General features: G+C 66.1%; 18 protein-coding genes. 7 read left to right on the top strand and 11 right to left on the bottom strand.

Features of this window, described 5'->3' with window-relative positions; translation table 11 throughout:
• Positions 1–229: 229 nt before the first annotated feature.
• From HLH45_RS18660 to HLH45_RS18615, 10 genes are all read right to left on the bottom strand, one after another.
• A complete protein-coding gene (locus HLH45_RS18660) occupies positions 230–1,357 on the bottom strand; it encodes a protein-glutamate methylesterase/protein-glutamine glutaminase (RefSeq protein ID WP_008571299.1) in 1,128 nt (375 codons plus the stop codon).
• Positions 1,354–2,160, bottom strand: coding sequence for a CheR family methyltransferase (locus tag HLH45_RS18655; protein ID WP_008571300.1), 807 nt, complete (start codon positions 2,158–2,160; stop codon positions 1,354–1,356). Before HLH45_RS18655 ends, HLH45_RS18660 begins: the two co-directional genes overlap by 4 nt.
• Before the next feature lie 4 nt (positions 2,161–2,164).
• Entirely contained in the window at positions 2,165–3,448 is a 1,284-nt protein-coding gene (locus HLH45_RS18650) for an EAL domain-containing response regulator (RefSeq protein ID WP_008571301.1), read from the bottom strand.
• A 26-nt stretch (positions 3,449–3,474) separates the two neighbouring features.
• A complete protein-coding gene (locus HLH45_RS18645; RefSeq protein WP_008571302.1) occupies positions 3,475–3,990 on the bottom strand; it encodes a chemotaxis protein CheW in 516 nt (171 codons plus the stop codon).
• A 10-nt stretch (positions 3,991–4,000) separates the two neighbouring features.
• The gene (locus HLH45_RS18640) at positions 4,001–6,157 is read right to left on the bottom strand and encodes a methyl-accepting chemotaxis protein (RefSeq protein ID WP_046931896.1); all 2,157 of its coding nucleotides are present in this window, start codon (positions 6,155–6,157) and stop codon (positions 4,001–4,003) included.
• Between the two features lie 65 nt (positions 6,158–6,222).
• A complete protein-coding gene (locus HLH45_RS18635) occupies positions 6,223–8,232 on the bottom strand; it encodes a chemotaxis protein CheA (RefSeq protein ID WP_008576106.1) in 2,010 nt (669 codons plus the stop codon).
• An 18-nt stretch (positions 8,233–8,250) separates the two neighbouring features.
• The gene (locus HLH45_RS18630; protein ID WP_003488096.1) at positions 8,251–8,580 is read right to left on the bottom strand and encodes an STAS domain-containing protein; all 330 of its coding nucleotides are present in this window, start codon (positions 8,578–8,580) and stop codon (positions 8,251–8,253) included.
• A gap of 471 nt (positions 8,581–9,051) precedes the next feature.
• Entirely contained in the window at positions 9,052–12,516 is a 3,465-nt protein-coding gene (mfd, locus tag HLH45_RS18625) for a transcription-repair coupling factor (protein ID WP_033479041.1), read from the bottom strand.
• 414 nt (positions 12,517–12,930) lie between these two features.
• Positions 12,931–13,473, bottom strand: coding sequence for a GNAT family N-acetyltransferase (locus HLH45_RS18620; RefSeq protein WP_003488532.1), 543 nt, complete (start codon positions 13,471–13,473; stop codon positions 12,931–12,933).
• Between the two features lie 370 nt (positions 13,474–13,843).
• Entirely contained in the window at positions 13,844–14,752 is a 909-nt protein-coding gene (locus tag HLH45_RS18615; protein WP_033479057.1) for a 23S rRNA (adenine(2030)-N(6))-methyltransferase RlmJ, read from the bottom strand.
• Between the two features lie 178 nt (positions 14,753–14,930).
• Here HLH45_RS18615 and creB point away from each other — a divergent pair, with 178 nt between their 5' ends.
• Both creB and creC read left to right on the top strand, forming a co-directional pair.
• Complete coding sequence (gene creB, locus HLH45_RS18610) at positions 14,931–15,635, top strand: two-component system response regulator CreB (protein ID WP_008576101.1); 705 nt, start codon at positions 14,931–14,933, stop codon at positions 15,633–15,635.
• Positions 15,636–15,683: 48 nt separating this feature from the next.
• Positions 15,684–17,132 carry a two-component system sensor histidine kinase CreC gene (creC, locus tag HLH45_RS18605; RefSeq protein WP_008576099.1) on the top strand — a complete coding sequence of 483 codons (1,449 nt, stop codon included), beginning with the start codon at positions 15,684–15,686 and terminating at the stop codon, positions 17,130–17,132.
• A 124-nt stretch (positions 17,133–17,256) separates the two neighbouring features.
• Here the strand turns inward: creC and HLH45_RS18600 are convergent, their stop codons facing one another.
• Positions 17,257–18,069 carry a C1 family peptidase gene (locus tag HLH45_RS18600; RefSeq protein WP_008576097.1) on the bottom strand — a complete coding sequence of 271 codons (813 nt, stop codon included), beginning with the start codon at positions 18,067–18,069 and terminating at the stop codon, positions 17,257–17,259.
• A 420-nt stretch (positions 18,070–18,489) separates the two neighbouring features.
• On the opposite strand from HLH45_RS18600, the gene creD reads away from it, so the two are divergent.
• From creD to HLH45_RS18575, 5 genes are all read left to right on the top strand, one after another.
• Positions 18,490–19,809: a cell envelope integrity protein CreD gene (gene creD, locus HLH45_RS18595; protein ID WP_008576096.1), complete on the top strand. Its 1,320-nt coding sequence runs from the start codon at positions 18,490–18,492 to the stop codon at positions 19,807–19,809.
• Positions 19,810–19,816: 7 nt separating this feature from the next.
• Complete coding sequence (locus HLH45_RS18590; protein ID WP_008576095.1) at positions 19,817–20,239, top strand: hypothetical protein; 423 nt, start codon at positions 19,817–19,819, stop codon at positions 20,237–20,239.
• A gap of 43 nt (positions 20,240–20,282) precedes the next feature.
• Positions 20,283–20,885, top strand: a complete 603-nt coding sequence (locus HLH45_RS18585; RefSeq protein WP_029819849.1) for a GNAT family N-acetyltransferase — start codon at positions 20,283–20,285, stop codon at positions 20,883–20,885.
• A gap of 124 nt (positions 20,886–21,009) precedes the next feature.
• Positions 21,010–21,894 (top strand): carbon-nitrogen hydrolase family protein, encoded by an 885-nt coding sequence (locus HLH45_RS18580; RefSeq protein ID WP_008576093.1) that lies wholly within the window; start codon positions 21,010–21,012, stop codon positions 21,892–21,894.
• Positions 21,895–21,915: 21 nt separating this feature from the next.
• Positions 21,916–23,007, top strand: coding sequence for a DUF3616 domain-containing protein (locus tag HLH45_RS18575; RefSeq protein WP_008576092.1), 1,092 nt, complete (start codon positions 21,916–21,918; stop codon positions 23,005–23,007).
• Positions 23,008–23,060 lie beyond the last annotated feature (53 nt).

The raw sequence follows: 23,060 nt of genomic DNA, 5'->3' as shown, positions 1-23,060 counted from the left end.
GGGCAGGTGGCGGTCTTTCATGGATAGGAGAATGCGCGCGCCGATGCGGCGCAGACGCAGTGGCTGCGTTGGAGCAGACGCAATGGCTGCATTGGAGCACGGGCAATGGCTGTGTCCAGCAGGTGCACAGGCTCTGTCCAGCAGGTGCAGTGGGTCTGTCGCGCGGAAGATGCGGTAGACGCGGTGGTTGTGTCAGTACGTTCGGCGCGTGGGGTGGACGTCTGTCGCGTTATTGCAGCTGCGTCACGATCTCGCGCGCCATCGCGCCCAGCGGCAGGATACGGTCTGCGCCGCCGCGCTTGATCGCTTCCTTGGGCATGCCGAACACGATGCTGGTGTGTTCGTCCTGTGCCACCGTGCGTGCGCCGGCCTGGCGCATTTCCAGCAGGCCGGCGGCGCCATCGTCGCCCATGCCGGTCATGATGATGCCCAGCGCATTGCTGCCGGCCGCGCGCGCGGCCGAGCGGAACAGCACATCGACCGACGGCCGATGCCGGTTGACCGGTGGGCCTTCCAGCACTTCGACGAAATACTGCGCGCCGCTACGACGCAGCAGCAGATGTTTGCCGCCCGGTGCGATCAATGCACGGCCCGGCATCACCCGGTCGTTGTTGGCGGCCTCCTTGACGGCAATCTGGCAAAGACCGTTCAGGCGCGCGGCAAAGGCAGCGGTGAATTTCTCCGGCATGTGCTGCACGATCACGATGCCGGGGCAGACGCGCGGCAGCGCGGTGAGCACTTCTTCCAGGGCCTGGGTGCCGCCGGTGGAGGTGCCGATGGCGACGATGCGTTCGGTGGTCTGCGCCAGCGCACGTCCGCTTTGTGCCGGCAGGATGACATCGGCGGTGTGCTTGACCTCCGCTTCCAGCGGCGCGGCAGTCACGCGCGCAGCCAGCCGCTTGACGTTGGCGCGCGCTGCGCTGCGCACGGTCGCCACCAGTTCGTCGGCAGAGTCGGTGAGAAATTGCTTCAGACCCAGGCGGGGTTTGGTCACCACCGCCACCGCGCCGGCGGCCAGTGCATCCATGGTGACGCGCGCGCCTTTTTCGGTAAGCGTGGAGCAGATCACCACCGGCGTGGGCCGCTCGCTCATGATCTTGCGCAGAAAGGTGATGCCGTCCATGCGCGGCATTTCCACGTCCAGCACGATCACATCCGGCCAGTGCTGGCGCATTTTTTCGATCGCCAGCAGCGGGTCGGCGGCAGTGGCGATGACCTCGATGCCCGGCGCGTCGTTGAGCACGCCCACCAGCACCTGGCGTACCACTGCCGAATCGTCGACCACCATGGCCTTGATGGTCGTGGGGTTGGCGGCGGGGCGATGGAGCGCTGTGGACACGGTGAATCCTTGGGTCATGCCTTGCGGAAGATCGAGGGTGCCACCTGGACCAGATCGATGTCGAGTTCGCTCAGGCTTTCCGAATGGCCGATGCAGAAGTGCCCGCCCGGCTTGAGGTTGGACAGCACGCGCAGGATCACTTCGCGCTTGGTCTGGCCGTTGAAATAGATCATCACATTGCGCAGGAAGATCGCATCGAAGCTGCCCAGTGCCGGCAGCGCGGCATTGAGGTTGGCGTGCACGAACTGTACGCGCTCGCGCAGCCGCCGCTCCACCAGCAAGGTGCCGTCGTACTCGCCCTGGCCACGCAGGCAATAGCGTTTGAGATAGGCCTGCGGGATGCCGTCGATACGTTGCAGCGCGTAATGGCCGGTGCGCGCCTTGGCCAGCACGCGCGTGCTGATGTCGGTGCCTACCACCTCGAACGGGCGGCCCTGCAAGGTGTCGTCCAGCACCATGGCCATGCTGTAGGCCTCTTCGCCGCTGGAACTGGCCGCGCTCCAGCAGCGGAACGGCAGCCCGCCACGGTGTTCGCCGGCCAGCTTGCGCAGCAGCTCGAAATGCTTGGGCTCGCGGAAGAAATAGGTTTCGTTGGTGGTGAGCAGGTCGATCGCGGTCTGGATTTCCCTGCGGTCCTGGCGGCTTTCCAGCAGCTGCAGGTACTGCGTATAGGTGCTGAACTGATGTTCGCGCAGGCGCTTGCCCAGGCGGCCGCACAGCATCGCCTTCTTGCCGGAGGAAATGGTGATGCCGGCCGCTTCGAAGATGAAGCGCTGGAAGCGGCCGAACTCCTGTTCGGTGATGGCGGTCGCGGTGCTCATCGGCTCAGGCCACATCCGTATCGCTGTGGAACGTGCTGTCGCTCAGGCGTGCGATGCGCATGGCGTGTTCGCGCCACCACTCCGACAGCATCGGCCCGGGCATCGGCGAGGCCATCAGATAGCCTTGTGCCAAGTCGCAGCCAAGTTCGCGCAGCAGGCGCCAGTCGTCGGGCGTTTCCACGCCTTCGGCCACGGCAGTGAGCTCAAGCCGATGCGCCAGCTCCAGCGTCGATTCGAGCACGGTGCGCTGGCTGCGGCTGCGATGCGCTGCATGCACGAAGCTGCGGTCCAGCTTGAGTTCGGTGAAGGGAATGCTGGCCAGCCGCTGCAGCGAGGAGAAGCCGGTGCCGTAGTCGTCGATGGACAGGCCGAACCCGTGCAGGCGCAAACGCGCCAGCATGCTCAGCGCATTGGCCGGCTCCACGATGGCGCTTTCGGTGAGTTCCAGCACCAGGTTGGCCGGGCTCAGGCCGTTCTCGCCCAGCTTGGCGCACAGCTCTTCGAGAAAATGGTCTTCGCCCAAGAGCCGGGGCGAGAGGTTCAAGGCCAGGCTCAGGTCGAAGCCTTCGGCGCGCCAGTCCACCAATTGCGCGATGGCCTTGTCGATGACCTGCTGCGTCAACGCGTGGATCAAGCCTTCGCGTTCGGCCAGCGGAATGAAACGGTCCGGGCCGATCATGTCGCCTTGCGGGCGGCGCCAACGTGCGAGCGCTTCCACGCCACGCAGGCGGCCGTCCTTCAGGTCGAGCTTGGGTTGGTAGGCCACACGGATCTCGCCGCGGCGCATGGCACGGTCCAGCCGCGAGGCGGCGGCACCACCGCTGGACATCAGCGGCGAGATCGCCACCGGCGCGAATGCCGGTGCATCGGCGGCCGGCTCCGGTTCGCAATCCAGCACGGTGGCCAGATCTTGCAGGTTCATCGGCTTTTCGATGCCGCCGAGCACGCGCACGCCGGCACTGCGGCTGAGTTGCATCACCGCATCGATCAAGGCACCGCCGCGTTGCGAGACCACTACCACCGGCACGCTGTATTTGCCCCGCGCCAGGGCGTCGAGCAACTGCACGCCGTCCATGCCCGGCATTTCCAGATCCACCAGCAACAACGATGGCGCCTGGGCGCGCGTCAGCCATTCCAGTGCCGCGTTTCCGTCGACGGCACCGTCGACCACGCTTGCGCCGAGCTGGCGACACAGCGCCATGGCGTGTTCGCGCTGGACCACGCTGTCGTCCACGACCAGGACCGGGCCGGCCAGCGTGCAGTTGCAGGAGAGAAGGGCGGGGCGCATGGGAGTCCTTGAGTGCATGCGTGAGGTCAGGCCGCCAGCTCGGCGGCCGGCAGCTGGGCGAGCGTGTCGTTGCCCAGCACGGCATCGGCATCGAGCAGGATCACGAAGCGCTCGCCGATCTTGCCCATGGCGTGGATGAAGTCGCGCGCGATGCCGGCGCCGAAGCTGGGCGTGTCGACGATGTCGGCCGGCGCGATTTCCAGCACTTCGCTGACCGCATCCACCAGGAGCCCGAGCACCTGATGCAGCTGGCCATGCGCGATCTCCACGATCACGATGCAGCTGCGCTTGGTGATCGCGCTGGCGTTGCGGCCGAAGCGTTGCTGCAGATCCACCACCGGCACCACCGCACCGCGCAGATTGATCACCCCGCGCAGTGCCGGCGGCATCATCGGCACATCGGTCGGCACGCGGTATTCGATGATTTCCTTGATGCCCAGGATGCCCAAGCCGAACATTTCCCCACCCAGCAAAAACGTGAGGTATTGCTGCGGCGCCGTCGAGGACGGCACCTGGCGGTCGGTTGCAGGAAGCGCTTGCATCGTCGGCTCCTCAGAAGCTGGCGAATTGCGATTCGTCGATCGCATCGGCGGTGGCGGCCACCGCACTGAGCTGGCGCACGTTGGTGCGTCGTGGCTGCGCGCTGCTCACCGTGGCAGGCGCATGCGCGGCGATCCTGCGCGGACCCTGCCTGTTGCTGCCCGACGCGGCGCCGCGGCCGCCATTGCCCAGCCGGAAGAAGCCCATCAGCTGCTGCAGCTGTTCGGCCTGCGCGCTCATCTCTTCCGAGGTGGCGGCCAGTTCTTCGGCATTGGCGGCGGCCGATTGGGTGGTCTGGTTCAATTGCCCCACGGCGGTGTTGATCTGGCTGACACCGGCGGTCTGTTCTTCGGAAGCGGCGGCGATTTCCTGCACCAGGTCGGAGGTGCGGCGGATCGAAGGCACCATCTCGCCGAGCACGCGGCCGGCGCTTTCGGCCAGTTCCACGCTGGATTCGGCCACTTCGCCGATTTCCTGCGCAGCGATCTGGCTGCGCTCGGCCAGTTTGCGCACTTCGGCGGCGACCACCGCAAAGCCCTTGCCGTGTTCGCCGGCGCGCGCGGCTTCGATGGCGGCATTGAGCGCCAGCAGGTTGGTCTGATACGCGATGTCGTCGATGATGCCGATCTTCTTGGCGATGTCCTTCATCGCCACCACGGTGGCGCGCACGGTGTCTCCACCGTCGGCCGCTTCGCTGGCCGCCTTGGCCGCCATGCTGTCGGTGACGCGCGCGTTTTCGGTGTTCTGTGCGATGGAGGCGGTCATCTGCTCCAGCGAGGCGCTGGTTTCTTCCACGCCGGCCGCCTGTTCGCTGGCGGCCTGGGCCAGCGCCTGCGCGGTGGCGCTGACCTCTTCCGACGCACTGGCCAGGTTTTCGGCGTTGCGGTTGACCTCATCGACGATCTCGGTGAGGCGGCTCATGGTGGTGTTGACGTAGCGCTGCATGTCGGCGAAGGCGCCTTCGTAGCGGCCTTCCACGGTGTGGGTGAGGTCGCCTTCGGCCATCGCGCCCATGACCTGGATCACTTCGGAAATGCTGCGCAGGTTGCCGCGCGCGCGCTCCACGGTGTCGTTGATGAAGGCCTTCTTGCCCGGCAGCTGCGCCAGCGGTGCATCGAAATTACCGCGGCCGAATTCGGCCACCACGCCCATCGCCAGCTTCTTGACCGCGATATGCGCGCCCACCATCTGGTTGATGCCCAGCGCCATGCTGCGGAAGTCGCCATCGAAGCGGCTGCTGTCGATGACCACGTCGATATCGCCGGCTTCATGTTCGGCCGACATGTGGTTGATCTCGGCGATCAGGCCGGTGAGGTTGCCGCGTACCTGTTCGATGGTGTCGTTGATGAAGCGCTTCTTGCCCGGCAGCAATGGCAGCTGTGCGGTGAAGTTGCCGCGGCCGAATTCGCTGACGCAGGCAATGGCTTGCTTCTTGACCGCGATATGGCTGGCCACCATCGCGTTGATGCCTTCGGCCATGCGACGGAAATCGCCGGTGAAGCGCTGGGTGTCGATGACCACATCGATATCGCCGGCATCGTGCTCGGCCGACATGCGATTGACCTCGGCGACCATGCCGGTGAGGTTGCCGCGGATCTGGTCGACGATCTCGTTGATGAAGGCCTTCTTGCCCGGCAACCGTTCCAGTTCGGCGGAGAAGTTCCCGCGACCGAACTCGGCCACACAGGCCATCGCCTGCTTCTTGACGGCGATATGGCTGGCCACCATGCGGTTGATGCCGTCGCCCATTGCGCGGAAATCGCCTTCGAAGCGCGCCACGTCGATGCGCGCGTCGATCTCGCCGGCATCGTGTTCGCGCGAAACGCGATTGATTTCCTCGTTGACATGGCGGATGCCGCTCTGCACCTTGCGCAGCCCGCGCAGGACATCGCTGGCCTGGTCGTCGCGCACCTGCGGCAGCGCCACATCGAAGTTGCCGCGCGAGAACGCGTCCAGCATGGTGGTGGCCATCTCCAGCGACGCGCTGGCGATACGGATTGCCCAGACCAGCAAGGCGCCGCTGATCAATGCTGCAACCAGGCTGGTGCCCAGCAAGGCTGCGTGCGAGAGCGCCAGCGCCACGCCGGCGACGACCACGACAACGGGCAGGGCGATTGCAAGCGCGGCGGTGAACCACAACTGCGTAGCGATCGGTAGACGGTGTGACATGACGGTAGCTTCCTGGGGTCAGGTAACGACAAACGACGGTTCGGACGGAGCGATGGCGCGGGCGTTCAGGCCGCCAACGCGTCCTGGTTGGGATGCAACTGCTGAATCAGGCTGGGCACATCCAGAATCAGTGCGACATCGCCGCTTCCCAGAATGCTCGAGCCGCTGATGCCTTTGACCTGCGCGAACACCTTGGACAGCGGCTTGATCACCGTCTGCCATTCGCCGAGCAGGGTGTCCACCACCAGGCCGAAGCGCTGTGCGCCCTGCCGGATCACCACGATGCTTTCGCGCGAGGGCGTCTTGCCGCCCAGCGCGAACAGTTCGCGCAGGCGCACGTAGGGCAACACGCTGCCGCGCAGGTCGATGTAGTCGCTGGCGTAGTCGGGGGTGAACTCCACGCACTCTTCGACCACGTCCAGCGGCACCACGAAGACCGATTTGCCCACGCCGACCTGGAAACCGTTGATGATGGCCAGCGTCAGCGGCAGGCGCACCGAGATGGTGGTGCCCACGCCGGCGGCGCTGTCGATCTCGACCGTGCCGCGCAGTGCGGTGATGTTGCGCTTGACCACGTCCATGCCCACGCCGCGCCCGGACAGATTGGTGACCTTTTCCGCCGTGGAGAAACCCGGTTCGAAGATCATCGCGAAGACGTCGCGGTCGCTGAGTTGGCGGCCTGGTTCGATCAGGCCACGTTCGAGCGCCTTGGCCAGGATGCGGTCGCGGTTCAAGCCGCCACCGTCGTCGGTGATCTGGATGACGATGCTGCCGGAGTCGTGATATGCGTTGAGCCCGACGGTGCCACGCGCAGGCTTGCCGCGCGCCACGCGCACGTCTGCCGGCTCGATCCCGTGGTCCATCGCGTTGCGCACCAGATGGGTGAGCGGGTCGCCGATCTTTTCCACCACCGACTTGTCCAGTTCGGTGTCTTCGCCGGCCACCACCAGCGCGATGTCCTTGCCCAGTTCGCGCGCCACGTCGTGCACCACGCGCTGGAAGCGGCTGAATGTGCCGCCGATCTTGACCATGCGCAGCTGCAACGCGCTTTCGCGCACGTCTTCGACCAGGCCAGCCAGGATCGAGGCCGATTCAAGCAACTGCGCATCGCCGGTGCGTTGCGCATTGGCACTCGTGCTGGACACGGCGATGATGAGTTCGCCGACCAGATCGATCATGCGATCGAGCTTGTCGGCATCCACGCGGATGGAACGCGCGTCGGCGCTGCGCGCGGCAGCGTCCGGCGCGGCACGGCCTGGGGCCGAAGCGGCGCTGGGTACTGCAGCAAGCGGCTTGTTCGGCGTGGGGCTGGCTGCCGCTTCGGCGCTGAGCAATTCAGCGGCGTCGGATGGCGCCGGAACCGACACGATCTCCAGATCGCAATCTTCGCGGACGAATTCGAACACCTCTTCGATGGCCGCGCGGTCGGCATCGCTGCGCAGCAGGATCTGGAAGCCCAGGTAGTTGGCTTCCGGATCGAGGTCGTCGAATGCCGGCAGCTGGCTGATATCGGTGGTGATCGATTCGACCGAGCCCAGGCTGCGCAGGTTGCGAATCAGCTTGAGCGGCGAATTGCCGAAGCGCAGTGCGTCGGCGAACAGTTTCAGGGTGATCCGCCAGTAACCACTCTGCTTTTCCGGTGCGCCTTGCGCAACCGCGGCTGCAGTGACGCCGCAGGCGCTGCGTTGCAGATACGTCTGTAATTGCGCCAGCAGTGGTTCGGCTTCGGCGGCCAGCGCGACCGGGTCGGCGTGGCTCGGGTCTGCGGCGGTTTCCACCAAGGCATGGATATGGTCGCAGCACACCAGCAGCAGCCCGATCAGTTCCGAGCTCAAGCTCAGCGCTTCGTCGCGTACCAGATCCAGCACGCTCTCCACCACATGGGTGAAGCCGACCAGCTGCGGCAGGTCGAACAGGCCGCCGGAGCCCTTGATGGTGTGCGCGGCGCGGAAGATGGCATTGACCGCATCCGGCGACGGTTCGCCGCGCTCGGCTTCGAGCAGATGACGTTCCATGTCTTCGAGCAGGTCCCGGCTCTCGGCCAGGAAGGTCTGCATCAGCTGGTTCATGTCCATGCGCGCGTCACCAGTCCGTTAGTGAATTCGTTCGCCCAGGCCTGCAACCGCATGCGGGTACAGGGCCTCGAGCAGGCCGAGCAGCTCGATGACATCGACCACCGCACGGCTGGAATCGGTCAGCGAAAACGGCCGGCCATCGGCCTGGATCGCCTGCTTGGTGGCCAGCAACAATTGCAGGCCGGTGGTATCGATCTCGCTGACGGCGGCCAGGTCCAGATGCAATCCACCCGGATGCAGCAAGGCCGGCTGCAGCAACGGCTTGAGCTCGGCCGCGCGACGAATGGTCATCTCGCCCTCCAGGGCAAGGGTCAGCGGCGCGGGTAGATCGGACAGTGGCGTGTTCATTGGTGCCTCAAGCGGTGCGATGGCGCACGGGTGCGTACCATGGCCTGGGAAGGTCGCAACGGCCTGGACGGGTGTGAGCAGCGCTGCACACGGGCCATGCCGGTCTATGCAGGTATCGGCGCCTTTTGGAAATATTTAGGCAAAATTCAGCGCAATGACGGATTTGCGAAACCCGTCACCGCCTGTGGATTAATTGCTCAGCTTTGTCGGAAGCAGGCTCAGGGGGACTGATCGAGCCTGTCACGTCGGACAGTTCGCCCCGTTCCGGCACGGCGTTGCAGGTGACGCCCCGGCTTGTGCGCGCGTGAAGCACCGGCGGGCGCTTTTATCCAAACCGGATGCGCGGCGCGCAGGCTGCGGTAGTCATGACTGGCAAATGCGACCAGGCGGAGGATTGCCCGCCTGCCCGGTCGCGTTTTATACGTGGTGATCGTGCTCGGTGCGGTCGCCGCTTGCCGGCGCCGCAGCGCTTCAGCCCGGTGACAATGCCGCCAACAGGCCGCGTGCCGCATTGAAACGGTCGGCGCCTTCGGGCATCGGCAACTTGATGCGCAGCTTGTCCGGGCCATCCATCGTGTAGATCTTCGGCTGTTTCTGGATCATCTGGATGATGGTCATCGGGTCGATCGCCGGCTTGGCCTCGAACACCAGCCGCCCGCCGTTTTCGCCCAGGTCCAGCTTGCGCACGCCCAGCGCATTGGCCTGCAGCTTGAGCTCGGCGATGGCGAACAGATGCTTGACCGGGTCCGGCAGCAAGCCGAAGCGGTCGATCATCTCCACCTGCAGTTCGCGCAGCGCATCGGGGTCGCGTGCGCTGGAAATGCGCTTGTACAAGGTCAGGCGTGTGTGCACGTCGGGCAGATAATCCTCGGGAATCAGCGAGGCCACGTGCAGTTCGACGTCGGCACCGCGCACTTCTTCGCCGGCATCCAGGTCGGGCAGCTTGCCCTGGCGGATGCTGCGCACTGCGCGCTCGAGCAGTTCGGTGTAGAGGCTGAAACCGACTTCGGCCATCTGGCCGCTCTGGTCTTCGCCCAGCAATTCGCCGGCGCCGCGGATTTCCAGGTCGTGCGTGGCCAGGGTGAAGCCGGCGCCGAGCTCGTCCATCGAGGCAATCGCTTCCAGGCGCTTTTCTGCATCTGAGGTCATCGAGCGGCGATCCGGCACCACCAGGTACGCGTAGGCGCGGTGATGCGAGCGGCCCACGCGGCCGCGCAACTGGTGCAACTGCGCCAGGCCAAAGCGGTCGGCGCGGTTGATGATGATGGTGTTGGCATTGGGAATGTCGATGCCCGATTCGATGATCGTGGTCGACAGCAACACGTTGAAGCGCTGCTTCTGGAAATCCAGCATCACCCGTTCCAGCTCGCGCTCGGGCATCTGCCCATGCGCGATACCGATGCGCGCTTCCGGCACCAGTTCCGACAGATCGCGCTGCATGCGCACGATGCTTTCCACATCGTTATGCAGGAAATACAGCTGACCACCGCGACTGAGTTCGCGCTGGAAGGCTTCGCGCAGCAGCGTGTTGTCCCAGGCAGTAATGAAGGTCTGCACCGCCAGGCGGTTCGGCGGCGGGGTGGCGATGATCGACAGATCGCGCAGGCCGGCCATGGCCATGTTGAGCGTGCGCGGGATCGGCGTGGCGGTGAGCGTGAGCAGGTGCACGTTGGCACGCATCGCCTTGAGCGCTTCCTTCTGGCGCACGCCAAAGCGCTGTTCTTCGTCGACCACGACCAGGCCGAGATCCTTGAACTTCACATCCGGCTGCAACAAACGGTGCGTGCCGATGATGACGTCGATCTCGCCGCTGGCGACCTTTTCCAGTTCGGCCTTGATTTCCTTGGTGCTCTTGAAGCGCGACAGCACTTCCACCTTCATCGGGTAATCGGCGAAGCGGTCGCGGAAATTGCGGTAGTGCTGCTCGGCCAGCAACGTGGTGGGCACCAGCACGGCGACCTGTTTGTCGGCGCTGGCGGCGGCAAACGCCGCACGCACCGCAACTTCGGTCTTGCCGAAGCCCACGTCGCCGCACACCACGCGGTCCATCGGTTGGCTGCTGCCCAGATCGCGCAGCGTCGCATCGATGGCGGCCAACTGGTCGCCGGTTTCCTCGAACGGAAATCCGGCCGCGAACGGCTCGTACATTGCGCGGTCCACCTGCAACGCCAGGCCGGCGCGTGCACGGCGACGTGCCTGGATCTCCAGCAGTTCGGCGGCCACGTCGCGCACCTTCTCGGCAGCCTTGCGCTTGGCACGGGTCCACTGCTCGCCGCCCAACGAATGCAGCGGCGCGGTCTCGGCCGAGGCGCCGGAATAACGGCTGATCAGGTGCAACTGCGCCACCGGCACATAGAGCCGGTCGCCCTTGGCGTATTCGATTTCCAGGAACTCGCCGGGCATGCCGCCGGCATCGAGCACGATCAGGCCGCGGTAACGGCCCACGCCATGATCCTCGTGCACGATCGGCGCGCCTTCGGACAGTTCGCCCAGATCGCGGATGATCGCTTCCGGCTCGCGTCCGACCCGACGCGTGCGGCGCGGCTGATTGGCCCGCTCCGGGAACAGTTGGCGCTCGGTCAGCAGCGCAATCTGCGGTTGATCCAGCGCAAAGCCGTCCTCCAGCGGCGCCACGGTGATGGCAAAACGCAGCGTGCCCGCCAGGAACGCCGGCACATCGGCGACCAGCTCCGGTTTCAACTGCGCGGCGGCCAGCACTTCCATCAAGGCTTCGCGGCGGCCGGCCGAATCGGCAGCGATCAGCACGCGGCCCGGATAATGGCTCAGGAACGTCGCCAGCGCCTGGCCGGCCGGCGCGTCCTTTGCGGCCACCGGCAGCGGCGGCAACGGTTGGTCGCCGAGCGGGGCGGCCTCATCGATGCGCGCATGATCGCTGGCCCATACTTCGATACGCGCCAGCTTGTTGAGCCGCTCGCGCAGTGCATCCGGCGATTGGTATAGCTCGTCCGGCGGCAGCAGCGGGCGCTCCACATCGTGGCGGCGCTGTTCGTAGCGGTTCTGCGCCTGGGCCCAGAAGGCGTCGGCGGCGTTGGACACGCCGGTGGCGATCACCGGCAGCACGCGCTTGTCCAGGTAATCGAACAGCGTTGCGGTCTTGGCGAAGAACATCGGCAGGTAATACTCGATGCCCGATGGCGCCAGCCCGGATTTCAGGTCCTGGTACAGCGCGCTGCGCCGGGTATCCACGTCGAAGCGTTCGCGCAGGCAGGCCAGCACGCGCTCCACACTGGCATCGTCCATCGGCACTTCGCGGCCCGGCAGCATCTTGACCGCGTCCACCTTGTCCAGCGAGCGCTGCGATTCCGGGTCGAACACGCGGATCGAATCGATGTCCTCATCCAGCAGCTCGACGCGCAATGGCGTGTCCGCGCCCATCGGAAACACGTCCAGCAGGCCCCCGCGCACCGCGAAATCGCCCGGGTCCATCACCTGCGGCACATTGCGGTAGCCGGCGCTTTCCAGGCGACGCTTTTCCGCATCCAGATCCAGCCGCTGGCCAACGGTGAGATCGAAGCTGCCGCCGACGATGTAGCTCAGCGGCGCCAGCTGCTGCAGCAAGGTCTGCACCGGCACGATCACCACGCCGCGGGTCAGGCCGGGCAGGCGGTGCAGGGCGGCCAGCCGCTGGCTGATGATTTCCGGATGCGGGCTGAACTGGTCGTAGGGCAGGGTTTCCCAATCGGGAAACGGCACCACCGGCAGTGCCGCCTGTTCGCCGAGCAAGGCATGCAGATCGGCTTCGATCTGGTGCGCGCTCTGATTATCGCGTGCGATGACCAGCAACGGGCCGGCATGCGCTTCGGCTGCCCGCGCAATCGACCAGGCCAGCGCAGTAGGAGAGGACGGAGCGCGCCAGTAGGCGCGGAGCTGGCCGGACTTGGGCAGCGGCGGGGAGGGGAAGGTAGGCGACGGCATCAGCCAGCGATTTTATCAGAGCCCCCGCTGCGGCCGGTCCATCTGGTGTGAAAGGCGGTGGGGCGCGCAGGCTGACCTTGGGGGGGACTGGCGTGACGTAAGCGCGGCGCGAGTTCAGGAAGCACAAAGCCGCGGTACTGGTCGATTGCGCGGTGCCCTCACCGCTCGCGGGACACGCCGTGAACCCATCCATGGAGGTTGGATGGCCGCGTCCATGCCGCCAACGGTCCCAGAATCGGCGAGGACACCGCACAATAGAGTTGGCTAGCGGCCAAATGAGAGCGGTTCGTTGCACGTACGAAAACGTACTTGCAGCGTGTCATGCGAGGGTGTGCAGGCAAGGGACTTGCAACCAGGCGAAAACTCACCCGCTTTAAACCGATTCCCCATTCCCAATTCTCCATTCCCGGCCCCTCAAGCATCCAGCTCCAACACCATCCGCACCAGCTCCGGCGACTCCGGATGCGCCTGCGGCTTGAAGCCCAGCGATTCTGCCAACTGCAGCATCGGCACATTGCTTTGCAGCACATCGCCGAACAGGCAGTCCAGGTACTTGCGCCGTGCCCACTTGACCAACTTGCGCATCAGCTGCCGTCCCAGCCCCTGGCCGGCGACGAAGCTGCTGACCAGGATGGTGTATTCGGCCTGGCGGGTGCCCGGCACCAGTGCGGCGCGCGCGACCGCGCCGACCAGCGCTTCGCCGGGCGGCAGTTGCTCGGCAGCGACCAGCACGATCTCGCTCTTGGGGTTGGGATGGGTCAGGCGCTGCACCATCTCCGGGGTGATTTCGGTGGAGGAGCGCACAAAGCGCGCGCGAATTTCCTCCGGTCCCAACAGGCTGAAGGCTCCCTGCAGCGGCGGACCATCCTCGGGACGGATCGGGCGAAGCAGAAGGGTGCGGCCATTGGGCAGGCTGAAGTTTTCATGCCAGGGAGGCATGCGATTGCGAATGGCCATGACCGGTGTTCCTTAAAGATCGGAAGATTCTGGCACCAGCCCGGCGCGCAACCGTGAATGAATCCGGTGTGCCGCCGGGGGCCGACAGGAGGTGGCAGTGCTTCTCACACAACTGTAACGAGCGGAGCCGTGAGCCGGTCGTGAGCGTGATGGGGCGCGCACTGTGGCAGCCGAGTGGACGCCGCGGGGCCGCCGGAAGGCATTGGTCGCCCGGCCCGGCCTTGCTGGGACATGGGCATCCGGCGCAGCGCCCGTTTGTTTACGCTGCGCTGGAGGTGCTCGCGGCACCTGCCATGCCGCCGACGCGGTGCGCGTGGTGCGCTGCCGCCTGCCTACCCACCGCGACGGGTAGGCAAACGCGCCTGCCGGCTCAGCCGTCCTGGCGCAGCCACTCCAGCCGGGTCGAGGCGCCGGGCTCGCCCAGATGCTGCTTGAGCACCGGCAACGCCGGTGCCAGCATCTGGTCGAACTGCCAGGGCGCGTTGACGATCAGCAGCCCGCTGCCGGTCAGACGCAGCGGCGAGTCGTCCGGGCGCACCTGCAGCTCGGCGACCAGCACCGACTTGGCCGGCAACGCGGCGGCCTTGCGCATGAACGGCTGCAGGCTGCGGCGCAGCTTGATCGGGTACCACACCATGCAGATCGCCTGCGGCCAGCGCGCCAACGCTTCGCGCACGCTATGGATGATCTGCGGGTATTCGGCGTCCTGCGATTCGTAGGGCGGGTCGATCAACACCAGCCCACGGCCGATCTTGGTTTCGCCAGCCCGTGGCGGCAGGAAGGCGCGGATGGCCGCGTAGCCGTCGCCAGCGTGCACGCGTACCCGGCTGTCCCTGGCGAACAGGGCCTTGAGCGCCTCGGCTTCGTCGGGCTGAAGTTCGCAACATGCCATGCGGTCCTGCTCGCGCAGTGCTTGCGCAGCCAGCAGCGGCGAGCCGGGGTAGTAGTTGAGCTGGATGCCGGCGGTCGGGCGGGTGGGCTTCTGGCCGGGCGTGGCGGGGCGGGCGACGGCTTGGTTGTCGGCCTGTACCGCGCGCAGATAGCGCTCGACCACCTCGGGCAAGCTGGCCTCTGCCATCAGCGGCATCACGCCGGCATCGGCCTCGTTGGTCTTGCGGCTCTCTTCGCCCCCGAGTTGGTAGCGGCCGCGCCCGGCGTGCGTGTCGAGCACGAAGAACGGGGTGTCCTTGCGCTTGAGGGTGTCGATCAGGGCAAGCAGGGCGATGTGCTTGAGCACGTCGGCATGGTTGCCGGCATGGAAGGCGTGGCGATAGTTCATCGCGGCAGTGTAGAGGCTGCGGCGCGATTTGTTGCCGCCCATTGCGGGCGACGCAGCGCAAGCGCACGGTGGCGACATCCAGAGGCCGCGCGATGCCGCGAGCAATGCGGCGTGTGCGCCCGTCGTGCCACGCCATGCGTGGACCACCTCGACCTGTAGGCCGTGCCCGCATGCCGGTATGCTGCGCGGCATGTCCGAGTCTGCCGCCCGCGTGCTCGTCGTCGAAGACGAAGCCGCCATTGCCGATACAGTGCTCTACGCACTACGCAGCGAGGGCTATGCGCCTGAGCATTGCCTGCTGGGCCGCGATGCGCTGACGCGTCTGCGCGCCGACCCGGCCGATGTGGTGGTCCTCGATGTGGGCCTGCCGGACATCAACGGGTTCGAGGTGTGCCGCACGTTGCGCAGTTTCAGCCAGGTGCCGGTGATCTTTCTGACCGCGCGCAACGACGAGATCGACCGCGTGCTCGGCCTGGAGCTGGGCGCCGACGATTACATGGCCAAGCCGTTCTCGCCGCGCGAGCTGGTGGCGCGCGTGCGTGCGCGCCTGCGCCGACGCCATGCAGGCGCGCCGGCCGAATCGGGCTGGCAGCCGCACGGCGCGTTTGCGATCGATCGCGAGGGCAGCCGCATCCGCTATGGCGAGACCCTGCTGCCGCTGACACGTTACGAATACGCGCTGCTGGCAGCGTTGCTGCAGCGCCCCGGTGCGATCCTGAGCCGTGCGCAGCTGATGGACCGCGGTTGGGACGCCAGCGCCGACAGTGCCGATCGCACCGTCGACACCCATATCAAGACGCTGCGCGGCAAGCTGCGCCTGGCCGGCGTGCCGGCCGACCCGATCCGCACCCACCGTGGCCTTGGCTACGCGCTGGAGGTATAGGCATGCGCCGGCACGCATGTGGTGAACTGAGCGAGGCCGCGGGCTGACATGCGGCTTGGTCTCAAGCTGTTCCTGGGCTTCTTCCTGATCGTGGGCCTGGCCGCGTTCTTCGTGATGCGCGTGTTCGTCAACGAGGTCAAGCCAGGGGTGCGCCAGGCGATGGAATCCACGCTGGTGGATGCGGCCAATGTGCTGGCGGAAATGGCCAGTGGCGAGTTGGCTGCCGGCACGCTTGCCGATGGCCGCTTCGCGCGCAACGTGGCCAGGGCCCAGCAGCGCGACCCCAAGGCGTGGGTATGGCGCTTTCGCAAGAACACGGTGGATTACCGCGTGACCGTCACCGATGCGCGCGGCGTGGTGGTGTTCGATTCGCAGGGCCGCGACGTGGGCCGCGACAACTCGCGCTGGAACGATGTCTACCGCACGCTGCGCGGCGAATATGGCGCGCGTTCCAGCCCGGACATCGATGGCGACCCTGCCGCCACGGTGATGCATGTGGCCGCGCCGATCTACGCACCGGACGACCCCGGCAACCTGATCGGCGTGCTGACCCTGGCGCAACCCAATCGCAGCATCGACCCGTTTATCGAAGCCAGCCAGCGCAACATCCTGCAGCGCGGCGCCTGGTTGATCGGCATTTCCGCGTTGATCGGCATTTTGATGACCTGGTGGTTGATGCGTGGCATCGGCCGGCTCAATCGCTATGCGCAGGCGGTGAGCGCCGGCATCCCGGTACCGCCGCCCGAACCGCGTGGCGATGAAATCGGCGATCTGGGCCAGGCGCTGGAGAGCATGCGTCGCAAGCTGGAAGGCAAGGCCTACGTGGAGCAGTACGTGCAGTCGCTGACGCACGAGATGAAAAGCCCGCTGGCGGCCATTCGCGGTGCCTCGGAGTTGTTGGCCGAGCCAATGCCGGAGGCCGACCGCCAGCACTTCGTTGCCACCATCCGCGCGCAGGAACACCGGCTCACCGAAACCATCGACAAGCTGCTGGCACTGGCCGAGGTAGAGCAGCACGGCTGGCTGCAGAAGCGCGAGCCCATCGGTATTGATGGGCTGCTGCAGGCTGCGGCGGACGCGGTGGCGCTGCGTGCAGCGGCGGCGGGCATCACCGTGGAGGTGGACGCAGGGGCTGGCGCGCCAGGGGATCACCACGTACTGGGCGATGGGTTTCTGCTCAGGCAGGCACTGATCAATCTGCTCGAAAACGCCATCGCGTTTTCGACGCAAGACAGCCATGTACGCCTGCAGGCGCGGCTGCGCGACGGACACTGGGAGTTGCTGGTTGAAGACCGCGGCAGTGGCGTGCCGGATTACGCGCTCGAGCGCGTCTTCGAGCGGTTCTATTCGCTGGCACGCCCGCAGACCGGCCAGCGCAGCTCCGGTCTCGGCTTGCCGTTCGTGCGCGAGGTTGCGCGCCTGCATGGCGGGGACGTGATGCTGGGCAACCGCGATGGTGGCGGTGCGCGTGCGGTGTTGCGCCTGCCGATCGGCTGAGTCGCTGCAGGCCGTTGTCGCGGCTGGCTGGCGCCGGTGGCAGCCGCGCGTTCAAGGCGGCGGCATGCGCCAGGGCACATGCCGCGCCTGCATCACTCAGCGCACGGCGCGTGGCCGCGCCGTGCTAGTACACCACGTCGGCGCCGATCACATCCTTGGCGACCACCGACCAGGACAGTTTGCCGAAGCCCTTGTTGCCCCATGCGGTGCCCCAGCTGTTTTCCACGATCAGTCCTTCGCTGTCGTAGCCCAGCGCGATGACCGCATGCCCGCCCAGGATCGGCGTCGTGGTGTCGTAATCGACCTGATTTTGGGCTGTCAGGTCTTCAAAGCCCTGGCGCACATAGAAGCCGATCGCCACCGGCGTGGAAGAGGCAAGGGCGAGCTTGATCTGTTGGATCAGGGCGCTTCCCCCATTCCCCCTGCCCGAATACAGCACGGTGTAATGGCGATACGGCGTCGGGTTCCTGGCAGCGTTGGCCCTGTCGGCGGCAGTGGGTTGGTGTTTCCAATCGTAGTTGCCCCACGAATAGTGCTGCTCGGTGTCGATGCCCTGCGCAAGCGCGACCTGCAGCGGCGCTTCCAGGGTAGAGCCTTCATCCACGCCGCCGTTGACCTGGCTGTACAGGTACATCGGGGCAAAGCGCGTCTGGGCCTGTCTGTTGGCGTTGGCATACCAACCGGTCAGGGTGTGAGCGGTCGCCCATGATACGCAGGCATCGACCTGGCCCTGGTCGCCCGGCGTGATCGCCCATGCAGTCAGGTCGACACTGGCAGGCAGCGGTGTGCTCACGCTCGCGGTACCGAACAGCGGGGTGACCGGCTGCATCAACGACGAAGGCTTCAGGCCCATGCCGTGCACTGCCGCCTGCGCGGTGGCGGCGGTCAGGCTCAGGGCGGCGAGCAGGCAAAGGGCGAGCGAACGATGCGAGTTCATGGAAGGCAGCTCCAGGTTAAGAGAGGAATGCAGTCGTGCGCAGTTGCCAAATCACTGCCGAGTGGGCGTGCGGCCACGGCAGCGCTGATGCAATGCGTGCGGCTCGAGACCTCATCGAAGCGCGGCGAACTGGAAGCTGCGATCAGATGAAAGGAGGGATTCGGGGCTGCGCACCTGCCCGTGCATCGTTACGCGTGAAGTGGCTGCGTGCGGCGGCCAGGCGAAGTGCTGCCGATCAAACGGAAGCCCGTTTTGGGCAGGGGTGGCACTTTGGAGCGTTGAAAGCCGTATTTCGTCAATGCGTCACAGTGCCGGTCGCCGGATGTCCGGGTTGCCCACTTCACATTCGCTTCAAATTCGCCTCAAACCGCCGACACCGGCGCAGCGCACCCTGGCCACCTCCCAAGATGAGGATGGCCGATGAAATCCCTGAAACTGTTGTTGCGGTTCGCCACCATCGGCGGGCTGATCCTGCTGTTGTTGATTCCGCTGCTCCTGATCCGTGGCGCGGTGCAGGACCGGGCGCGCTACCGCGACGAGGCGGTGGAGCGGGTAGCGCAGAGCAAGGCCGGCGAGCAGCAGTTCATCGCGCCGGTGCGGGTGCTGCCGTATACCGAAGACGTGCAGGTCACCGAGCCGGACGAGCAGGGCAACCAGCGCAAGGTCTGGCGCAAGCGCGAAGGTACGCTGCTGCAAACGCCGCGTCGCCTGAAACTCAGCGGCGAAATGGTGCCCTCGGTGCGCGAGGTGGGCTTGTACCGCGTGCAGGTGTATTCCTGGAAGGCCACCTTGCATGCCGAGTACGACCCCTTCGAATACGCGGCTGCGCCGACCCGTGTGTATGGCCAGCCGTATCTGGCAATCGGTATTTCCGACGTGCGCGGCTTGGTCGGCACGCCGCGCTTGCAGGTCGATGGCCGCGCACTGGCGCTGGAGAGCGGCGCAGGCGCACTGGCCGACCGTTCGGCCGGCATCCACGCCCAACTGGGTCCGCTGGCCGACCCGCTCGCCGGCCGGCTGCAGGACGGCAACGTGGTGGACATGCAGTTCGTGCTGGACGGCACGCGCCGGCTGGCCATCGCGCCGATCGCCGACAACAACGACATCGCCCTGCGCTCGGACTGGCAGCACCCGTCCTTCGGCGGCCGCTTCCTGCCGAATGCGCCGAGCATCGGGCCGAAGGGCTTCGATGCGAGCTGGTCGCTGTCGTCGCTGGCCACCGGTGCGCAGACCCAGTTGCAGTCCAGCCATGCGGCGCTGGATACGCTGGAAGTGCGCCTGGTCGACCCGGTGGACGTGTATACCCAGGCCGACCGCGCCAGCAAGTACGGCATCTTGTTCGTGGTGCTGACCTTCGTGGCCTTCGTGCTGTTCGAGCTGATCAAGCGCCTGCCCATCCATCCGTTGCAGTACCTGCTGGTGGGCCTGGCGCTGGCGATCTTCTTCCTGCTGCTGCTCAGCCTTTCCGAACACATCGCGTTCTGGCAGGCCTATCTGGTGTCGGCGGCGGCGTGTATCGGCCTGCAGTTCTTCTATCTGTCCGGCGTGTTGCGCAGTTGGGTCCGTGCGGCTGGCTTCTCGGTGATGCTCACCGCCTTGTACGCGGTGCTTTACAGCCTGTTGATCTCCGAGGACAACGCGCTGCTGATGGGGTCGTTGCTGCTGTTCGGCATTCTGGCCAGCATCATGTGGGTCACCCGCAAGCTCGATTGGTACGAGCTTGGCAATAGCCTGCGCTGAGGCCTGCATGCTGACGCAGGCACACTTGCACCGGCGCGCGCAGCGTTTGCTGCCCGCCGGTATCGACACGGTGGCGCTGCTTCCCGCAGCGCTGCCGCACGCTTGGGAGAGCTCGGCGCTGTCGGCCTTGCCGCTGAACCGCGACAGGCGCCGCGGAGTGGTGGGCCTGCAGCTGCACGCACGCACCGCGCAGCAACTGCGCAGCGGCGGGCATGCGTTCCTGCAGGCGGCAGCGCAGCAGCACACCCGCACCGGCCACGCCCGGGCACCCAGCTATGGGCCGTGGCAACGGCTGAGCAATGGCAGCTACTGGGCACACAGCACCGATGCGCTGCTCGGGGTACTGCTGGCCACCGACGAAGCGGCGGTGTGGTTGCTGTGGCAACAACCGCAGACCTGCATTTCGAACCATGGTCATTGGCTGCGTTGAAGCATCGCATTGCAGCCACGCCTTGCTGGCTTACCATGGCGGCATGGCTGGCTCCTCGTTAATGGTGGAAACGGTGCGCGGCACGCAGGTGCTGCCGCATCTGGATGCAGTGGCGCAGCTGCGCATCAGCGTGTTCGGCGCATGGCCGTATCTGTACCAAGGCGATGCCGCATACGAGCGCGACTATCTGGCGGCCTATGCGGCATCGCCGGACAGCGTCTTCGTGCTGGCGCGCGATGGCGATGCGGTGATCGGTGCATCGACCGGTTTGCCGCTGCTCGATGACAGCGACGCGTTCCACGCACCGTTCCGTGCGGCAGGCATCGATCCGGCCGGCGTGTTCTATTTCGGCGAATCGGTGCTGCTGCCGGCGTATCGCGGGCAGGGTATCGGTCATGCATTTTTCGACCGGCGCGAAGCGCATGCACGCGCGTTGGGCCGCTTTGCATCGACCGCGTTCTGTTCGGTGGAACGCGCGCCCGACGACCCGCGCCAACCAGCCGATTACCGTCCCAACGATGCGTTCTGGCGCAAACGTGGCTACGCCCCGCAGCCGGGCATGCGCGTGCACCTGCAGTGGGCGGAGTTGCAACATGGCGAGATCGACCACAGCTTGGTTGTGTGGACACGTGCGTTGTCGCAATGAGTGCGGCCAGCGCCCTACAGCCACCGACAAGCATCACGAACGGTCTGCAAAATCGCTGCACAATGCGTTGGCGAGCTGGTCTGATTGCTTCGCCGCTTCGATCCAACACCCCAAAGGCCACCAGATGAAAATTGCCGTTGCCAAATACCCCATCGGCAAGCCAGTCGACTTCGCCGCGTTTGCGGCGCGCCAGTCGGCCCTGATCGCCGAAGCCGCCGCTGCCGGTGCGCGGGTGGTGGTGCTGCCCGAATATCTGTCGCTGGAACTGGGCGCAACGTTCGACACGCAGATTTCTGCCGGCCTGCCCGAATCGCTGGCGGCCATCCAGGCGCTGCGCGCGCCGTGGCTGGAACTGTTTGCCGGCCTGGCGCGGGAACATCGGCTGCACCTGATTGCCGGCAGTTTTCTGCTGGATCTGGGGCAGGGGCGCTACCGCAATCGCAGCGACTGGTTCACCCCGGAGGGCCTGCACAGCTGGCAGGACAAGTTGCAGCTCACCGGCTTCGAAAAGGCCACCGGGCTGATCGAGCCGGGCGAGGAACTGAAGGTGTTCGAACTGGACGGCATTCGCGCCGCGATCGCGATCTGCTACGACAGCGAGTTCCCGCTGCCGGTGCGTGCGCAATACGAGGCCGGTGCACGGTTGTTGATCGTGCCCAGCTGCACCGACACCGCCGCCGGCGCCATGCGCGTGCGCATCGGCTGCCTGGCGCGCGCGCTGGAAAACCGCGTGTTCGTCGCGCAATCGGTGACTGCAGGCCAAGCGCCGTGGAGCCCGGCGTTGGACATCAATACCGGCGACGCGGCGGTGTTTGCGCCAATGGATGTCGGCTTCCCCGCCGACGGCGTGCTGGCGCAGACCCAGGGCGAGACGGTGTGGGCACTGGCCGAGTTGGACTTTGCGGCGTTCGAGGCCAGCCGCGCGCAGGCGCAGGTGGCCAACGACCGCGATTGGCCGGGGCAGTTGGCGGCCGATGTGGTGCGTGCCAAGCTGGCCGCGTTCGGTTGATTCATCACCCACAGGTTCCCAATGGCCAAGAAAACCCTGATTCCGCATAGCGTCCGGCTCGAATTCGCGCCCGGTGCGCTGGTGCACAGCAATCTGTCCGGCGCCGCCTTCACCGACGACTGGCTGTGGGTGGCCGGCGACGAAGCCTGCGCGGTGGATCGGCTGCGCAAGCTCGATCCGGTACAGCGCGAGACGCTGCGCTTCGGCGAAGGGCAGAGCTTTCCGTTGGCGGACCTGCTGGATCTGCCGGGCGAAGACGGCGAGGAAGCCGACCTGGAAGGCATGGGCCTGTCGGACGGATTCTTGTGGGTCGTCGGTTCGCACGGCAGCAAGCGCAAGAACGCCAAGCGCGGCCGCGACGACGCTGAAAACGCCAAACGCCTGACCAAGTTGAAGCTCGATGGCAACCGCCGCTTGCTTGCCTGCCTGCCGATCGAGCAGGCGCAAGACGGCAGCCCGCAGCTGGTACGCGAAGCCGCCGACGGCCGCCGCGCACTTCGCCTCAAGGGCGATGCCAAGCACAACCAACTCACCGACCTGCTGGCCGACGACCCGCATTTCGGCCCGTTCCTGAAGATTCCCGGCAAGGACAACGGCTTCGATATCGAAGGCATCGTGGTCGATGGCCAGCGCTTGCTGCTGGGCCTGCGTGGGCCGGTGCTGCGTGGCTGGTCGGCAATGCTGGAGATCCAGGTGGAAGCGCATGGCGACCATCTGCGCCTGGCACCGCTGGACGAAGACGGCACCCTGCTGCGCAAGCACTTCCTGCAATTGGGCGGGCTGGGCATTCGCGACCTGCATTATTCCGGCGACGATCTGTACCTGCTCGCCGGGCCGACAATGGTGCTGAATGGCGAGATTCGCCTGTTCAAATGGCCGGATGCGCGCACCGTGCTGGCCGCCAACCGCGCACCGGTGCGCTTCCAGCACGACCTGCTGGAATCGGCAGTGCTGCCGCATGGCAAGGACTGCGACCGCGCCGAGGCCATCTGCAACCTGCCCAGGCACCTGGCCGGCAAGATTCCCACCTGGCTGGTGCTGTACGACGCCCCGGGCAAGGCACGCAGCGGCGGCGATTGCGTGGTGTACGGCGACCTGCTGCACAACCGCTGAGCCACGGGCCGGGCAGGGCCACGCCGCGCAAGGTAAAATCGGCCGACTCCCGT

It is taken from the genome of Xanthomonas euvesicatoria, from assembly GCF_013112235.1.
Lineage (GTDB): Bacteria > Pseudomonadota > Gammaproteobacteria > Xanthomonadales > Xanthomonadaceae > Xanthomonas > Xanthomonas euvesicatoria.
This window is presented reverse-complemented; position numbering and strand designations above follow the sequence as displayed.

Excerpts from the sequence above, each read along its gene's own strand:
- HLH45_RS18580 (WP_008576093.1), top strand. The coding sequence starts at position 21,010 with ATGAAAATTGCCGTTGCCAAATACCCCATCGGCAAGCCAGTCGACTTC.
- HLH45_RS18660 (WP_008571299.1), bottom strand. The coding sequence starts at position 1,357 with ATGACCCAAGGATTCACCGTGTCCACAGCGCTCCATCGCCCCGCCGCC.
- HLH45_RS18575 (WP_008576092.1), top strand. The coding sequence starts at position 21,916 with ATGGCCAAGAAAACCCTGATTCCGCATAGCGTCCGGCTCGAATTCGCG.
- HLH45_RS18655 (WP_008571300.1), bottom strand. The coding sequence starts at position 2,160 with ATGAGCACCGCGACCGCCATCACCGAACAGGAGTTCGGCCGCTTCCAG.
- HLH45_RS18650 (WP_008571301.1), bottom strand. The coding sequence starts at position 3,448 with ATGCGCCCCGCCCTTCTCTCCTGCAACTGCACGCTGGCCGGCCCGGTC.
- HLH45_RS18615 (WP_033479057.1), bottom strand. The coding sequence starts at position 14,752 with ATGAACTATCGCCACGCCTTCCATGCCGGCAACCATGCCGACGTGCTC.
- HLH45_RS18600 (WP_008576097.1), bottom strand. The coding sequence starts at position 18,069 with ATGAACTCGCATCGTTCGCTCGCCCTTTGCCTGCTCGCCGCCCTGAGC.
- HLH45_RS18635 (WP_008576106.1), bottom strand. The coding sequence starts at position 8,232 with ATGGACATGAACCAGCTGATGCAGACCTTCCTGGCCGAGAGCCGGGAC.
- creD (WP_008576096.1), top strand. The coding sequence starts at position 18,490 with ATGAAATCCCTGAAACTGTTGTTGCGGTTCGCCACCATCGGCGGGCTG.
- creB (WP_008576101.1), top strand. The coding sequence starts at position 14,931 with ATGCTGCGCGGCATGTCCGAGTCTGCCGCCCGCGTGCTCGTCGTCGAA.
- creC (WP_008576099.1), top strand. The coding sequence starts at position 15,684 with ATGCGGCTTGGTCTCAAGCTGTTCCTGGGCTTCTTCCTGATCGTGGGC.
- mfd (WP_033479041.1), bottom strand. The coding sequence starts at position 12,516 with ATGCCGTCGCCTACCTTCCCCTCCCCGCCGCTGCCCAAGTCCGGCCAG.
- HLH45_RS18630 (WP_003488096.1), bottom strand. The coding sequence starts at position 8,580 with ATGAACACGCCACTGTCCGATCTACCCGCGCCGCTGACCCTTGCCCTG.
- HLH45_RS18590 (WP_008576095.1), top strand. The coding sequence starts at position 19,817 with ATGCTGACGCAGGCACACTTGCACCGGCGCGCGCAGCGTTTGCTGCCC.
- HLH45_RS18585 (WP_029819849.1), top strand. The coding sequence starts at position 20,283 with ATGGCTGGCTCCTCGTTAATGGTGGAAACGGTGCGCGGCACGCAGGTG.
- HLH45_RS18640 (WP_046931896.1), bottom strand. The coding sequence starts at position 6,157 with ATGTCACACCGTCTACCGATCGCTACGCAGTTGTGGTTCACCGCCGCG.
- HLH45_RS18620 (WP_003488532.1), bottom strand. The coding sequence starts at position 13,473 with ATGGCCATTCGCAATCGCATGCCTCCCTGGCATGAAAACTTCAGCCTG.
- HLH45_RS18645 (WP_008571302.1), bottom strand. The coding sequence starts at position 3,990 with ATGCAAGCGCTTCCTGCAACCGACCGCCAGGTGCCGTCCTCGACGGCG.